13 protein-coding genes are annotated in these 14541 nt (G+C 68.2%); 5 read left to right on the top strand and 8 right to left on the bottom strand.

What is annotated here, in order from left to right; all coding sequences use genetic code 11:
- Positions 1-26: 26 nt before the first annotated feature.
- Positions 27-2054: a protein-disulfide reductase DsbD family protein gene (locus OIM94_RS08525; RefSeq protein WP_264609633.1), complete on the top strand. Its 2028-nt coding sequence runs from the start codon at positions 27-29 to the stop codon at positions 2052-2054.
- 6 nt (positions 2055-2060) lie between these two features.
- On the opposite strand, the gene mmsB is transcribed toward OIM94_RS08525, so the two are convergent.
- The 6 genes from mmsB to OIM94_RS08495 all read right to left on the bottom strand — a co-directional run bounded on the left by mmsB (position 2061) and on the right by OIM94_RS08495 (position 8032).
- The gene (gene mmsB, locus OIM94_RS08520) at positions 2061-2936 is read right to left on the bottom strand and encodes a 3-hydroxyisobutyrate dehydrogenase (RefSeq protein ID WP_264609632.1); all 876 of its coding nucleotides are present in this window, start codon (positions 2934-2936) and stop codon (positions 2061-2063) included.
- A gap of 157 nt (positions 2937-3093) precedes the next feature.
- On the bottom strand, positions 3094-3870 hold the full coding sequence (locus OIM94_RS08515; protein ID WP_264609631.1) for an enoyl-CoA hydratase: 777 nt from the start codon (positions 3868-3870) through the stop codon (positions 3094-3096).
- A gap of 12 nt (positions 3871-3882) precedes the next feature.
- Positions 3883-4920, bottom strand: coding sequence for an enoyl-CoA hydratase/isomerase family protein (locus OIM94_RS08510; protein WP_264609630.1), 1038 nt, complete (start codon positions 4918-4920; stop codon positions 3883-3885).
- A complete protein-coding gene (locus tag OIM94_RS08505; protein WP_264609629.1) occupies positions 4917-6062 on the bottom strand; it encodes an acyl-CoA dehydrogenase family protein in 1146 nt (381 codons plus the stop codon). Before OIM94_RS08505 ends, OIM94_RS08510 begins: the two co-directional genes overlap by 4 nt.
- Positions 6059-6529, bottom strand: coding sequence for a hypothetical protein (locus OIM94_RS08500; RefSeq protein WP_264609628.1), 471 nt, complete (start codon positions 6527-6529; stop codon positions 6059-6061). Before OIM94_RS08500 ends, OIM94_RS08505 begins: the two co-directional genes overlap by 4 nt.
- Positions 6530-6535: 6 nt before the next feature.
- A complete protein-coding gene (locus tag OIM94_RS08495; RefSeq protein ID WP_264609627.1) occupies positions 6536-8032 on the bottom strand; it encodes a CoA-acylating methylmalonate-semialdehyde dehydrogenase in 1497 nt (498 codons plus the stop codon).
- 289 nt (positions 8033-8321) lie between these two features.
- On the opposite strand from OIM94_RS08495, the gene OIM94_RS08490 reads away from it, so the two are divergent.
- From OIM94_RS08490 to OIM94_RS08480, 3 genes are read left to right on the top strand one after another with little or no spacing between them, the layout of a single operon-like run.
- Positions 8322-9152, top strand: coding sequence for a TIGR00266 family protein (locus OIM94_RS08490; RefSeq protein ID WP_264609626.1), 831 nt, complete (start codon positions 8322-8324; stop codon positions 9150-9152).
- Entirely contained in the window at positions 9139-9705 is a 567-nt protein-coding gene (locus OIM94_RS08485) for a GNAT family N-acetyltransferase (protein ID WP_264609625.1), read from the top strand. The genes OIM94_RS08490 and OIM94_RS08485 overlap by 14 nt, the downstream gene beginning before the upstream one ends.
- Entirely contained in the window at positions 9684-9944 is a 261-nt protein-coding gene (locus tag OIM94_RS08480) for a hypothetical protein (protein ID WP_264609624.1), read from the top strand. The genes OIM94_RS08485 and OIM94_RS08480 overlap by 22 nt, the downstream gene beginning before the upstream one ends.
- Here OIM94_RS08480 and OIM94_RS08475 read toward each other — a convergent pair.
- Positions 9939-11096 carry a DUF1624 domain-containing protein gene (locus OIM94_RS08475; protein WP_264609623.1) on the bottom strand — a complete coding sequence of 386 codons (1158 nt, stop codon included), beginning with the start codon at positions 11094-11096 and terminating at the stop codon, positions 9939-9941. The two genes, OIM94_RS08480 and OIM94_RS08475, sit on opposite strands and share 6 nt — an antisense overlap.
- A gap of 49 nt (positions 11097-11145) precedes the next feature.
- Between OIM94_RS08475 and OIM94_RS08470 the strand changes: the two genes are divergently transcribed.
- Positions 11146-13200, top strand: a complete 2055-nt coding sequence (locus tag OIM94_RS08470; protein WP_264609622.1) for a TonB-dependent siderophore receptor — start codon at positions 11146-11148, stop codon at positions 13198-13200.
- On the opposite strand, the gene OIM94_RS08465 is transcribed toward OIM94_RS08470, so the two are convergent.
- On the bottom strand, positions 13194-14519 hold the full coding sequence (locus tag OIM94_RS08465) for a class A beta-lactamase-related serine hydrolase (protein WP_264609621.1): 1326 nt from the start codon (positions 14517-14519) through the stop codon (positions 13194-13196). The two genes, OIM94_RS08470 and OIM94_RS08465, sit on opposite strands and share 7 nt — an antisense overlap.
- Positions 14520-14541 lie beyond the last annotated feature (22 nt).

Below are 14541 nucleotides of genomic sequence, written 5' to 3'. Positions count from 1 at the left end.
GCGGCGAACTGGGCAAGGACGGGGCCATGGCCCAGCTTCGTTTCGCTTTGATGTCGCTCCTGCTGCTCTTGCTCGGCGGCGCGCCCGCGATGGCACAGGGATTCGCCAAGGGACCCCATGTCCGCAGCGAGCTGGTCGCCGAAACGGCAAGCCCCAAGCCGGGCAGCGACGTGACGCTGGCGCTGGTCTCCACGCCCGATCCGAAATGGCACGCCTATTGGCAGAATCCCGGCGACGCGGGCCTGCCCGCCGAAGCGCACTGGACGCTGCCGGCGGGCGCGCGCGCCGAGGCGTTCCGCTACCCGGTGCCACAGCGGCTCCTGATCGCCGGGTTGATGAACTATGTATATGAAGGCACCTTCGTCCGGCTGACGACGCTGCACCTCCCTGCCGATGCCAGCGGCGTGGTGCCGGTGAAGCTCAAGCTCGATTATCTCGTCTGCACCGACACGCTGTGCGTGCCGGAAAAGGCCGAGCTGGAGACCAGCCTTACCATCGGCGACGGCGCGATCGATCCGGCGACGCGGGCAAGGTTCGACGGCTGGCGGGCGAAGCTGCCCAGACCGCTTAGTACCCCGGCCAGCTTCCAGGCGGAGAATGGCGTGCTGCGTCTCGCGGTACCCTATCCGGCCGGTGCAGCGGCGAAGGACGTGTATTTCTATCCGCTGACCGCCAATGCCGTCGACTATGCCGCGCCGCAGACCGTCGCCCGCGACGGCGATCGGCTGTTGATCGAGACGAAGGCGCGCACCACACCGCCCGCGCTGGAAGGCGTCCTCGCGATCGATGGGCAGGGTCTCACCGTTGCTGCCAAGCCCGGCGCGGTGCCGCCGGCAAAACCCGCCGGTGCCGCGACGCCCTGGCTGGCGGCGACCGGCGCCTTCTTCGCGGCGGTGCTGGGCGGTCTGATCCTGAACGTCATGCCCTGCGTGTTCCCGATCCTCAGCCTCAAGGCGCTGAGCCTGGCCAAGGCCAATGACGACCAGGGCAGCCCGCGCGCCGAGGCGCTGGCCTATACCGCCGGCGTGGTGGCGGTGTGCCTCGCGCTGGGGGGACTGCTGCTTGGGCTGCGCGCGGCCGGGGCAACGGTGGGCTGGGCGTTCCAGTTGCAGGATCCGCGGGTGATCCTGGTGCTGCTGCTGCTTGTCGCCGCCATCGCCTTCAACCTGGCGGGGCTGTTCGAGATCACGACACCTGCCTTCGTCAACCGCGCCGCGAGCAAGGGGCATGGCGGGGCCTTTGCCACCGGTGCGCTGGCGGCGTTCATTGCCACGCCGTGCACCGGACCGTTCATGGCCTCGGCACTGGGCGCGGCGCTGGTGCTGCCCTGGTTCGCCGGGCTGGCGATCTTCGGCGGGTTGGGGTTGGGCATCGCGCTGCCGTTCCTTCTGCTGGGCTTCGTGCCTGCCTTCCGCCGCAAGCTGCCCAAGCCGGGCGCGTGGATGGCGACCATGCGGCATATCCTCTCGATCCCGATGTTCCTCACTGCGCTGGCGCTCGCCTGGGTGCTGGGCAAACAGGCGGGCGTCGATGGGATGACGATCGGGCTGGCCGCGACGCTGCTGGCGACGCTGGGCCTGTGGTGGGCCGGTGCCCGTCAGGCCAAGGGGCGCGCGTATGCCTGGCTTCCGGCGTTGCCGCTGGTGCTCCTTGCTCTTGGTGGCATCGCGCTCGTTCGCCCGGCTGCGGCGGGCGGCGCGCCGTCGGCGATGGCCGGGGCCGAGCCGTTCAGCGAAGCGCGCCTAGCCGAGCTGCAGGCGCAGGGACGGCCGGTCTTCGCCTATTTCACCGCCGACTGGTGCCTGACCTGCAAGGTCAACGAGAAGGCGGTGATCGAGACCGCCGCGGTCGAGAAGACGCTTGCAGATGGCAAAGTCGCGGTGCTGGTCGGCGACTGGACCAACGGCGACGCCACGCTCGGCCGTTTCATCGAGGCGCATAACCGCGCCGGGGTGCCGCTCTACCTCTGGTACAAGCCGGGGCAGGACGCGCCCGAGGTGCTGCCGCAGGTGCTGACCCAGGACCTGCTGGCAAGTCGCGCCAAGGGCGGGTGACCCTGCTCAGCGCAGGGTCTTGATGATCCCCGAAAAGTCCAGCCCCGCACCCTCGCCCGCGACGAACGCCGCATAGAGCTGTTCGGCACGCTCGCCCATCGGCACATGCGCGCCGACGCTCGCTGCGGCTTCGAGCGCCAGCTTGAGGTCCTTGAGCATCAGGGGGGCGGCGAACCCGCCCTGATAGTCGCGGTCCGCCGGTGTCTCGGGGCCGACGCCGGGGACCGGGCAATAGCTCGTCATCGACCAGCTCTGGCCCGACGAGACCGAGGCGATGTCGAAGAAGCGCTGCTGGTCGAGGCCCAGCTTCTCGGCGAGTGCGAAGGCCTCGCAGGTCGCGACCATTGTCGCGCCGAGGATCATGTTGTTGCAGATCTTCGCCGCCTGGCCTGCGCCGCCGACACCGGCATGGATCACCGCTTTGCCCATGGCGGCGAGATAAGGCTCGGCCCGCTCGAACGCCGCGACGCTGCCGCCGACCATGAAGGTGAGCGTGCCGCCATTGGCCGCGGCGATCCCGCCGGAGACCGGCGCGTCGACCGCGAGCAGCCCGCGCTGGGTTGCCGCCTCGGCGACGCGGCGGGCGGTGTCGACGTCGATCGTCGAGCAGTCGATCAGGATCGCGCCCGCCTCGGCATGGTCGAGCAGGGTCTCGGTGTAGAGCGCCTCCACATGGCGCCCGGCGGGCAGCATGGTGATGATCGCCTCGGCGCCGGCAATCGCTTCGGCTGCGTTGGCGGCGGGCAGGCAGCCGGCCTTCTTCGCGCGCTCCAGCGCCTCTGCGGACAGGTCGAAGGCGCGGACGTCGTGACCGGCCTTGGCGAGGTTCGCCGCCATGCCGCCGCCCATATTGCCCAGGCCGATAAATGCTACGCGTGCCATTTGCTTCCTCTCAAGTCCTGACGCTTACTTCCGTCACCCCGGCGGAAGCCGGGATCCATTCGCCACTCCGCTGGGGCAGGAGCTGGAGCGTTGAGGGCAATGGATCCCGGCTTTCGCCGGGATGACGAAGGAGGAGGGGATTCCCCCTCCGAGTACCTCAACGCCCGGTCCAGTTCCCCGGACGCTTCTCGACGAAGGCGGTCATGCCTTCCTTCTGGTCCTCGGTGCCGAACAGCGCGTGGAACAGGCGGCGCTCGAACTGGACGCCCTGAGCGAGCGTCGTCTCGAAGGCGACGTTGACCATCTCCTTGTTGGCCTTGACCGCCAGCGGCGGCATCGCGGCGATCGTGGCGGCGGTCTGCACCGCTTCTTCCACCAGCTCGGCGGCGGGCAGGATACGGCTGACGAGGCCCGCGCGCTCGGCTTCGGCGGCGTCCATCATCCGGCCGGTGAGGCACATCTCCATCGCCTTGGCCTTGCCCACCGCCCGGGTCAGCCGCTGCGAGCCACCCATGCCGGGCGAGACGCCCAGCTTGATCTCGGGCTGGCCGAACTTGGCGGTGTCCGCGGCGAGGATGAAGTCGCACATCATCGCCACTTCGCAGCCGCCGCCCAGCGCATAGCCCGACACGGCGGCAATGATCGGCTTGCGGGTGCGGGTGAAGGCGTCCCAGCCGGCGAAGAAGTCATGGCCGTACATGTCGGCAAAGCCTTGTGCCTGCATCTCCTTGATGTCGGCGCCGGCGGCGAAGGCCTTTTCGCTGCCGGTGAGCACCGCGCAGCCCTGTGACGGATCGGCATCGAAGGCGCGCATCACGTCGAGCAGCTCGGTCAGCACCTGACTGTTGAGCGCGTTCAATGCCTTGGGACGGTTGAGCGTGATAAGCGTGACCGCGCCGCGCTGTTCGACGAGCAGGGTTTCATAGGAAGACATGGGCTTCTCCGTTCAGGGCTGCCAGGCCGAGTCTGTCGGCAACGGCGCGAAGATGGCGTCGATCGCGGCGCTGTCCACCGCTTGCGGGGTAGCAGGCGACCAGCGCGGGGCATTGTCCTTGTCGAGGATCACGGCGCGGACGCCCTCGGCGAAATCGGGCAGCCGGCAGACGCGGGTGGCGACGGCATATTCCTGCACCATCTCGGCCGCGAAATCGGGCATGTCGCGACCCTCACGGACGATGCGGAGCGACACCTTGCAGGCCTGGGGCGACTTGGTGCGCAGCGTGGCGAGCGTCGTCATCGCCCAGTCGGTGCCCTCCGCCTCGAGCGCAGCGAGGATATCTTCGACGCTGTCGCCCGCGAACAGCCGGTCGATATCGGCATAATGCGCGAGGATCTTCGCGATCGGCGGCGCGATGGACAGGTCGTTCAGGATGGCCAGTGCCTTGTCGGGCGCAGCGGCGATCTGCGCCTTGGCCGACTCCAGCGCCTCCGCGGGGAGGTAATGGGTGGCGAGACCAAGGGCGAGGCACTCGGCGCCGTCGAGACGGTGGCCGGTGAGCGCAAGATACTCGCCCATCCGCCCCGGCAGGCGCGAGAGATACCAGCCGCCACCCACGTCCGGGAACAGGCCGATGCCGGTCTCGGGCATGGCGAACTTGGTGTTCTCGGTCGCCACCCGGTACCGCGCCGGCTGCGAGATGCCGACTCCGCCGCCCATCACCACGCCGTCAACAAAGGCCACGATCGGCTTGGGATAGGTGAACAACCGGTGGTTGAGCCGATATTCCAGGCGGAAAAAGTCGGCGGCTTCGGCGCCGTCGCGTGCGCCGCTGTCCGCGATCATCCGAATATCGCCGCCGGCGCAGAAGCCGCGACCCTCGGCATGGTCGAGCAGCACGATGTGGACGGCGTTATCGCCTTCCCACGCATCCAGTGCGTCGAGCATCGCCTGGCACATGGCGGTGTTGAGCGCGTGCAATGCCTTGGGCCGGTTGAGACGGAGGCGCGCTACGGGGCCTTCGATCTGCGTCAGGACGTCGCTCATTCGCGCACCAGCTCCCGGCCGACGATCATCCGCATCACCTGGTTGGTGCCCTCGAGGATCGAATGCACGCGGAGATCCCGCCAGAAGCGCTCGATCGGATAGTCCATCAGATAGCCATAGCCGCCATGCAGCTGCAGCGCGCGATCGACCACCGAGGAGCCGGTGTCGGTCGCGAGGCGCTTGGCCATCGCGGCGAAGCGGGTCTTGTCGGGCGTGCCGGCGGTCACCTTCGCGGCGGCGAGATAGAGCAGCGCGCGCGCCGCCTCCAGCTCGGTCGCCATGTCGGCGAGGGTGAACTGGGTGTTCTGGAAGTCGGCGATCGCCTTGCCGAACTGCTTGCGCTCCCGGGTATAGCGCACCGCCTCGTCGAGGCAGCGCTGCGCGCCGCCCAGCGAGCACGCGCCGATATTGAGCCGGCCGCCGTCCAGCCCCATCATCGCGATGCGGAAGCCCTCGCCCTCGGCACCGATCAGATTCTCCACCGGCACGCGGACATTGTCGAGGATCACCTGTGCGGTGGGCTGGCTGTGCCAGCCGAGCTTGCGCTCCTGCGCGCCGAAGCTGACGCCGGGCATGTCCTTCTCGATCGCGAGGCAGGAAATGCCCTTGGGGCCGTCCTCGCCGGTGCGGACCATGGTGAGGTAGAGATCGTTCTCGCCGCCGCCCGAGATGAACTGCTTCGAGCCGTTGACGACATAGTGATCACCGTCGCGGACCGCGCGGGTCTTGAGCGCGGCCGCGTCCGAACCCGAGCCCGGTTCGGTGAGGCAATAGCTGGCCAGCCGGTCCATGGTGACGAGGCTGGGGAGGTACTTGTCCTTCACGGCCGGCGCGCCGAAGCGGTCGATCATCCAGGCGGCCATGTTGTGGATCGAGATGAACGCGCTGGTCGAGGGGCAGCCATAGGCCATCGCCTCGAAGATCAACGCGGACTCCAGCCGGCCGAGGCCGATGCCGCCCGATTCCTCCGAGACATAGATCGCCGCGAAGCCGAGCTCGGCGGCCGCCTTGATCGTTTCGCGGGGGAAGATGTGCTTCTCGTCCCATTCGGCCGCGTGCGGGGTGATCGCATCGGCGGTGAACTTCTGCGCCATCTCCTGGATCTGGCGCTGGTCGTCGGTGAGGTCGAACTGGTGGGTCATGATTGTTGCTCAACTGAAGGTTTTGCACAGCCGCGCTTGGCAGCACCTCCGAACTGGAGGCGGCGGAGCAGCGGATAGTCTTCCGCCGTACCCTTGAAGACTTGGCCCCAAACATGCGTGTAGAACTCGCGGGCATTGTCGCCCGTCCAAACCACGTAGCCATAGCCTTCGGACTGGCTGCCGACGCGGTACGTAGGCCTATTAAGACCGGCTTCTACCTTATCGGTTCTACGGCCATCCTGTGGTGCGAATCCTTCGTAGAGGCCAAATCCACCCGACGGACTTTCGAGCCCTTCCAGCAAGTAGTCCGGCCCATATCGCAGGCGGATCCGCTCCCCTGCCTGCAAGTCGATCGCGAACCGCAATCCGCAATATCGCTGCGGTCCTTCGAACACTCTATCACCGTCAGCGTACACGCTCCCCGGTATGAAGAGTGCGGCCAGCGCAATCAGCGACGAGATCGTCATAGATCCTTACCCCATCGTCGGAATGACAAAGGCGTTGCTGCCATCCGGCGCGCCGTCGGGCCAGCGCTGGGTGACGGTCTTCACCTTGGTCCAGAAGCGGACGCCTTCCATGCCGTGCTGGTTGACGTCGCCGAACGCCGAGCGCTTCCAGCCGCCGAAGCTGTGATACGCCACCGGAACCGGGATCGGCACGTTGATGCCGACCATGCCGACATTCACCCGCGCGGCGAATTCGCGCGCGGCATGGCCGTTGCGGGTGAAGATCGCGACGCCGTTGCCATACTGGTGCTCGCTCGGCAGGCGCAGCGCGGTCTCGAAATCGGGGGCGCGGACGATCTGGAGGACCGGGCCGAAGATCTCCTCCTGATAGCTTTTCATCGCCGGCGTCACGCGGTCGAACAGCGACGGGCCGATGAAGAAGCCCTGCTCGTGGCCCTGCAGCTGGAAGCCGCGGCCGTCGATCACCAGCTCGGCGCCTTCGTCGACGCCGGTCTGGATCCAGCTCTCGACGCGGGCCTTGTGCGCGGCGTTGACCACCGGACCGTACTGCGCCTCGGCATCGGTGGAGACACCCACGCGCAGCGCCTCGATCGCCGGGATCAGCTTTTCGCGCAGCGCATCCGCGGTCTTGTCGCCAACCGGCACCACCACCGGCAGCGCCATGCAGCGCTCGCCGGCCGAACCGAACGCGGCGCCGGAGAGGTCGGCCACGACCTGGTCGAGATCGGCATCGGGCATGACGATGCCGTGGTTCTTGGCGCCCCCCATCGCCTGGACGCGCTTTCCTGCTGCCACGCCGCGTTGGTAGACGTAATGCGCGATGTCCGACGAGCCGACGAAGCTCACCGCGCCGATCGCGGGATGGTCGAGGATCGCGTCGACCATCTCCTTGTCGCCCTGCACCACCTGGAGAATTCCGGCGGGAGCGCCCGCCTCGAGCATCAGCTCGGCGAGGCGGACGGGGACCGAGGGGTCGCGCTCGGACGGCTTGAGAATGAAGGCGTTGCCGCAGGCGATCGCTACCCCAAACATCCACATCGGGATCATTGCGGGAAAGTTGAACGGCGTGATGCCTGCGCCGATGCCGAGCGGCATCCGCATCGAATAGACGTCGATGCCGGGGCCGGCCCCTTGCGTATACTCGCCCTTGAGCGCGTGGGGGATGCCGCAGGCGAACTCGATCACCTCGAGCCCGCGCTGGATGTCGCCCTTCGAATCGGCGATCACCTTGCCATGCTCGGACGACAGCATGTGGGCGAGTGCCTCCATGTTCGCCTCGACCAATTCCTTGAAGCGGAACATCACGCGGGCGCGGCGCTGCGGATTGGTCGCAGCCCAGCCGGGCTGGGCGGCCTGCGCCGCGGCGATCGCACGATCGAGATCGGCGGCGGTGCCGAGCGTGACCTGCGCCTGCACCGCGCCGCTATTGGGGTCGAAAACGTCCGAGCGGCGGCTGCTGCCTGCGCCTGCCGCTCCTGCGATCACATGGTCGATCACACGCATGCTACTCTCCTGCGGGCCGGCTGCACGCCGACTCATCTGTTGTAATTAAATTGCGCAATGGCACAGCGCACCCCGCCTGTCACCCCGGGCGATGGGGAGGCCAACCCACCCAACCCACCGTCATCCCCGCGAAGGCGGGGATCCATTGATGGGAGCGCTGCGGCGCCATCCCTGCCATCCTGGCAAATGGATTCCCGCCTTCGCGGGAATTACGACTGGTGTGTCGGGAGGATTTCCGACCGTTGGCCTTTGGTGTAGTACGCCGCTGCACCACATACAGGAGAGACGAATGCCGCCGATGAGCCCCTGGTCGCACACGCGCCGCGACGGCTATGCCGACGATATCGATTTCGAGATCAAGGGCCAGGAACTCCAGTTCGTCGAGATCGAGCTCGATCCTGGCGAGAGCGCGGTGGCGGAAGCCGGCGCGATGGTCTGGAAGGATGCACCGATCACGATGCAGACCGTGTTCGGCGACGGCAGCAATGCCGGCGGCGGCTTCATGGACAAGCTGCTCGGCGCCGGCAAAAGGCTGGTGACGGGCGAGGGGCTGTTCACCACCGTGTTCACCCACCAGGGCAGCGGCAAGGCGCGCGTCGCCTTCGCCTCGCCGACGCCCGGCGCCATCGTGCCGCTGCGCCTCGCCGATATCGGCGGCACGCTGATCTGCCAGAAAGACTCGTTTCTCGCCGCCGCCAAGGGCGTCCAGATGGGCATCGCCTTTCAGCGCCGGGTGATGACCGGGCTGTTCGGCGGCGAAGGCTTCATCATGCAGCGGCTGGACGGCGATGGCTGGGTGTTCGTCCAGATGGGTGGCGCGATCGTCGAGCGTGAGCTTGCGCCGGGTGAGGAGCTGCACGTCGACACCGGCTGCCTGGCGGCGCTGACTCCCTCGGTCGATTTCGACCTGGTCTCGGTAGGCGGGGTGCGCAGCATGTTGTTCGGCGGCGAGGGCGTGTTCTTCGCCCGGCTGCGCGGTCCGGGCAAGGTGTGGATCCAGTCGCTGCCCTTCGCCCGGCTGGCGGGCCGGATGATGGCGGCCGGCATGGGCGGCGGGCATAATCGCGGCGAGGGTTCGGTGCTGGGCGGGCTGGGTGATCTGATCGGTGGCAATCGCTGAGCGCGAGGGTGCCGCGCGGGGCACCCCGACCCTGACGAGCCCAAGGCTGCGGCTGCGGCCCCGCGGCGTGGAGGATGCCGAGGCGCTGTTCCCCAGCTTGGCCGATCCCGCGCTGATGCGATGGTGGAGCCATCCGCCGCACGAGACGATCGACCAGACCCGCGCCAGCTTCGGCCGCGGCGATCCCGCCTGGCGGGTCTGGGCGATCCTGCCCGCCACCGAAGACGCCGCGATCGGCTATGTCGCGGTGGGCGAGCGGCGGGCGAAGGTCAGCGAGATCGGCTATCTCCTCGCCCGGTCGCACTGGGGGCAGGGGCTGGCCGAGGAGGCGATCGCCACCGTGATCGAGCACCTGTTCCTCGTCGAAGGCCAGCGGCGGGTTTTTGCGGACACGGACCCGGACAATGTGTATTCGCGCCGGCTGCTCGAGCGGCTGGGCTTCCGGCTGGAAGGCGTGCTGCGGGCCGAATGGGAGACCCATATCGGCATCCGCGACACCACGCTCTACGGGCTGCTGAAGGAAGACTGGACATGCCGACCCCGCCGAACCTGAACGATCCCGCCGAGCGCGCCGCCTATAAGGCCGAGCTGAAGCAGATCGCGCGGCCGCTGCGGATGGGCGCGGTATGGCTGGCGGTGCTGGGCGCGCTGCTCGCGGCGCTCCGGGCGAAGGTGCTGCCGATGCCGGTGGCGGTGCCCGCGGCGGTGCTCGGCCTCGCCTTCTTCCTGATGGTGCTGGGCATTACCGTGCGGGTGAAATACCACCAGCGGCGGATGCGTGGCGAGCTATAGATAGCGCATCCACCATGCGCTGCTCCGCCGCTTGATCCGGCCGAAGGCACGGGTGGCGAACCAGCAGGGCACCGCGATCCCGGCCGCCAGCAGCCATAGTGCGGCGACGTTCGGCACGTTGACCGGACCCGCCACGCCCAGCAGCAGACGGCACAGCTGGTTCAGCCCGTTCAGCAGATAGAGGTGGAGCAGATAGAAGAATAGCGGCGCGCCGCCGAGCACCGCCAGAAACGTCGCGGCGCGATCCGGCAACCGTTCGAACGCGGCGAGCACGATCAGCCCCACGCCCAGCGTCGCCAGCACGAAATCCGCCGATGGCGGATATTTGGTGAGGTTGACGAACTGGAGCGCGGTGCCGAGCGCATCGCCGCCCGCCCGCCAGGGGTGAAGATCGCCATAGAAATTGGTCGCGCGCAGCAGCACGAACAGCGTTAACGCAGCCAGGCCGAGCCGCACCAGCCACCGTCGCCGCTTGGCCCCATCCATCGTGGCGGCGAACCACGGCCCCAGCGCATAGCCGAGCGCGATCACGCCGATCCAGGGCAGCAGCGGATAGCTGATCCGCAGGCGCTGGCCCCAGGGCAGATCGAAGATGGTGCGCTCGTGCAGCACGGCCCAGAGGGCATGGCCCGGTTCGCTGGTCACATGCACGCCGTCGAGCAGATTGTGCCCCAGCACGATCGCCAGCCCCAGCGCGACCAGCGCCGGACGGGGCAGGTGCACCAGCAGCGCCAGCGCCAGCATGGCAAGGCCGATCACCCAGATCACCTGTAGGTAGAGCATCGGCGGGGTGAGATCGAAGCCCCAGGCGATGTTGACCAGCGTCAGCTCCAGCACCACCAGGAACAGCCCGCGCTTCCACAGAAAGTCCGATGCCGCCGCCGGCCCGCCGCGCTTCTCGGCATAGAGCCAGGCGCCGAGCCCGGTGAGCAGCACGAACACCGGCGCGCAGAAATGCGCGGTCAGCCGGGTGACGAACAGCGCGGTGGGCGTCTCCACCCCCAGCGGATCGGGCACCGGCACCGTCGAATAGAAGGATTCGCGGGTGTGATCGACCAGCATCAGCAGCATCACCAGCCCGCGCAGCGCGTCGATGGATCGGATGCGGGGGCGGGGCGAGGGGCTGTCACCGGTTGACAATGTCTGCGTCATATTGCAGCGCAATGATACAACATCACACAAAGGGCAACCCATTTTGCGCGTGACACTCGCCACGGCCGCCTTGCTTTCGCTGGGCACGATATCTCCCGCTGCCGCCGATACGCGGGATACCGACACCGATGCGGCCGGTCAGGAAATCGTCGTACTCGGCACCGCGGCACGCAAGACCGACCGCACGCTTTCCGCCGATCCCGCGACCGAGCGCATGTCGCAATCGAGCCGGGCACTGGAGCGGGACCTGCTCACTGCCGCCGGCAGCTATCGCCTGTCCGACGCGCTGGAGCTGATCAGCGGGGTCAGCAATCAGAACAACCGCGGCGGCGTGATGGACAATTTTGCAATCCGCGGGTTCCTCGGCACGCCGGACGGCGGCGCGGAATATTATGTCGATGGCTTCCTTGCCAATCGCGGCATGGCGCCGCCGCGTGATCCCGCCACGACCGAGCGGATCGAACTGCTGAAAGGGCCGATGGGCGCGCTGTTCGGCGATGCCGACCCGGGCGGCCGGGTGAACCTGGTCAGCAAGACGCCCGGGACCGTCGCCACCGGCAGCGCGACTCTGACCTATGGTTCGTTCAACACCCGGCGCGCCGAGCTGGATCTCACCCAGCCGCTCACGCCCACGCTCGCGGTGCGGCTGGCCGGCGCGATCGAGGACAGCGACGGCTGGCGCGATTTCGTGACGCTCAAGCGGCGGACGATCGCACCCTCGATCACCTGGCGGCCGTCGGATGGGGTCAGGCTCACCTATGTCGGCGAGATCACCCGGTTCGACACGCCGTTCGACCGCGGCATGCCTGCCATCGCCGGCGACGCAAACGCGCTGCCGCGCAACCGCTTTTTCGGCGAGCCGGCCAATGGCGTGACGCGCTTTCGCAACGAGCGCCATCAGCTGACCGGCGAGGTCGCGCTTGGCGGTGGCTGGGCGCTGAACGGCGGCGTGGCGTGGCGCACCGGATCGCTCAACGGCTTTTCGGCGGACCAGTCGCGACTGGTGGGCACCAGCCTGTGGCGCCAGCGTCGCCAGCGCGGCTATACGGTGGACGACGTCTCGGCGCGCATGGAGCTGACGGGCCACATCGCCCGCCATCAACTGAGCCTCGGCGTGAAGGGCTATGTGCTCGACTATCACGAGCTGCTGCTGCGCCGCAGCCCCAGCGCCGCGGCGCCCTATGCGATCGACGTGTTCGCGCCCGTCTATGGCGGCACCGCGCTGCCGCTCGCGCCCTTCACCGACAATCGCGAGAAGCGCTGGGCGGCGACGCTCTATGTGCAGGATCTGTGGCAGGTGACCGACCGGCTGACGCTGAGCGGTGCGGTGCGCTACGATCCCTACCGCCAGCGTATCACCAACAACCGCACCGGCGCGGTGGGCCGCGCGGTGGACGATCCGGTCACCTTCCGGGTGGGGGCGCAATACCGGCTCGATCCGCGCTTTGCGCTGCACGCGAACTGGGGCGAGAATTTTGTGCTCAACTCGGGCACCGGCCGCACCGGCAGCGGCTTCGCGCCGGAGACGGGCAAGGGCTATGAGCTGGGTGCCTCGGCGCGGCTGCCGGGGGTGGACGTGTCGGTCAGCTGGTTCGACATCGAGAAGCGCAACATTCTGACCAACGATCCGGTCGACCCGAATTTCAACGCGCCGGTGGGCCGCCTGAAGAGCCACGGCATCGAGGTGGACGGATCCGCGAAGCTGACCCGCCACTGGCAGCTCGTCGCCAACTATGCCTGGACGCATGCCCGCACGCTCGACCGCAGCTTCGCCACCGACCGGGTGCTCGACGTGCCGACCCATGCGGGCACCGTCTTCCTGCTCGGCCGCTTCCTCGATGGCGATGGACGCGGGCCGTCGCTGAGCGGCGGCCTTGCCTATGTCGGCGATCGCACCGGTGCGATCGACGGCAGCGGGCTCAGGCTCCCGGCCTATGTGAAGGCTAAGGCGGCAGCCGAATACGCCTTTTCGCGCCGCGTGAGCGTGCGGCTGGAGGCCGACAACCTGTTCGACGCGCGCTATGCGATGAGCTCGTACAGCAGCCTGTGGGTCTATCCTGGCGCGCCGCGCACGGTGCGGGGATCGGTGCGGATCGCCTATTGAGGCGGGGCGGCCAGTTCGGCCGCCTTGCCCACCAGCCCGGCGAAGCGCCCCTGCTCGACATCCTGTGCGGTATCGTTCCACCTGGCGGAGAGGACGTACCAGCCGCCATCCTTGCCCTGGAGCAGCAGTGTCATTGCGATCACGCCGGGCTCCGACCCGCCCTTGTAGCCGACAAACTGCCACTTGCCGGCCGCCAGCGGCGGGATCCCGGGGTTCTTGGAAAGGACCGCGCGGGCATCCTTGCCCGCAGGGCCTTCGGTATTGCGGCGAATCCAGTCCATCACCCGGACGCAATCGGCGGGCGTCTCGAACCATTCGAGCGTGTCGATCGACAGCGGCTTGCCGGCGGCGAACAGCGCGCCGTTGACCTGCGTGATCGGCGTCGCGGCGACCGCGCCCTCGAGCAGCGCGCGGCGGCCCGTCTCGTCGGCCGCGAGGTAGCGATCGCGCAGCGCCGGGATCGTCTTCAGCTTGAACACCTCGCCGGTGCCGAGGAACGGCCGGTTGCGCGCCGGATCGGCGATGCCCACCACCGGCAGCATCGCCTCCACCTTCTCGCGGCCGAGCGTGGCGAGCAGGATATCGGTGGCGCTGTTGTCGCTGATCGAGATCATCTGCGTGGCAAGTTCGCGTAGCGACGCCTTGCTGCCCGCCGGCTTGCCCCGATAGCCGCCGCCGGGCAACGCGCTGCCGTCGAAGGTGACGAGATCGTCCCAGCGGCGCTCGCCGGCATTGGTAGCGCGGATCAGCTCGGCAAGGATCACCAGCTTGAATTCGGAGCCGATCGCGAAGGCATGGTCGGCATGGTGCTGGCGCAGCAGCTGCGGTGCGCCGTCGCCCAGCCGGGCCAGCGCATAGCCGCTGCGGCCGTGCAATGCCTTGAGCGCCGCCTCAACCGCATCGAGCGTCGTCTCGCGCGCGGTCATGCCCTGCACCAGCAGGCCGATGATGCGGTGGTCGCCCGCGGGATCGACCGAGATGCGCATGCTGACCAGCGCATCGCGATATTCCACGGTGACGATGCCGGACCAGGGCGTCGTCGCTTCCAGCCGCTGGAGATCCGAATAGGGGCCCGCGCTCGCCTGGAGTTGCTTGCTGACCGCGTCGAACTGCGCCTTGGAAACCTGCGCGCGGAAGCCGTCCGCAAAGGCCGCGTCATAGTCGCCCTTGCCGTTCAGCAGATCGGGCAGCTGGTTGACGCGGTCGCGGAAGGCCTTGTCGGCCTGCACCGGTGCCGCCGCGGGCGCGGTGGGGGCCGTCTGGGCGAGGCACGGTGTCGCGCAGGCGAGCAGCGGCGCAAGAATGGCAGTAGTACGCATCGACATCATCTCCCCCGTGTTA

Origin of the sequence: Sphingomonas sp. R1, from assembly GCF_025960285.1 — a bacterium.
GTDB lineage: Bacteria > Pseudomonadota > Alphaproteobacteria > Sphingomonadales > Sphingomonadaceae > Sphingomonas.
The sequence above is the reverse complement of the archived record's forward strand: the minus strand, read 5'-3'. Positions and strand labels throughout refer to the sequence as shown.

Excerpts from the sequence above, each read along its gene's own strand:
- OIM94_RS08525 (WP_264609633.1), top strand. The coding sequence starts at position 27 with ATGGCCCAGCTTCGTTTCGCTTTGATGTCGCTCCTGCTGCTCTTGCTC.
- mmsB (WP_264609632.1), bottom strand. The coding sequence starts at position 2,936 with ATGGCACGCGTAGCATTTATCGGCCTGGGCAATATGGGCGGCGGCATG.
- OIM94_RS08515 (WP_264609631.1), bottom strand. The coding sequence starts at position 3,870 with ATGTCTTCCTATGAAACCCTGCTCGTCGAACAGCGCGGCGCGGTCACG.
- OIM94_RS08510 (WP_264609630.1), bottom strand. The coding sequence starts at position 4,920 with ATGAGCGACGTCCTGACGCAGATCGAAGGCCCCGTAGCGCGCCTCCGT.
- OIM94_RS08505 (WP_264609629.1), bottom strand. The coding sequence starts at position 6,062 with ATGACCCACCAGTTCGACCTCACCGACGACCAGCGCCAGATCCAGGAG.
- OIM94_RS08500 (WP_264609628.1), bottom strand. The coding sequence starts at position 6,529 with ATGACGATCTCGTCGCTGATTGCGCTGGCCGCACTCTTCATACCGGGG.
- OIM94_RS08495 (WP_264609627.1), bottom strand. The coding sequence starts at position 8,032 with ATGCGTGTGATCGACCATGTGATCGCAGGAGCGGCAGGCGCAGGCAGC.
- OIM94_RS08490 (WP_264609626.1), top strand. The coding sequence starts at position 8,322 with ATGCCGCCGATGAGCCCCTGGTCGCACACGCGCCGCGACGGCTATGCC.
- OIM94_RS08480 (WP_264609624.1), top strand. The coding sequence starts at position 9,684 with ATGCCGACCCCGCCGAACCTGAACGATCCCGCCGAGCGCGCCGCCTAT.
- OIM94_RS08475 (WP_264609623.1), bottom strand. The coding sequence starts at position 11,096 with ATGACGCAGACATTGTCAACCGGTGACAGCCCCTCGCCCCGCCCCCGC.
- OIM94_RS08465 (WP_264609621.1), bottom strand. The coding sequence starts at position 14,519 with ATGCGTACTACTGCCATTCTTGCGCCGCTGCTCGCCTGCGCGACACCG.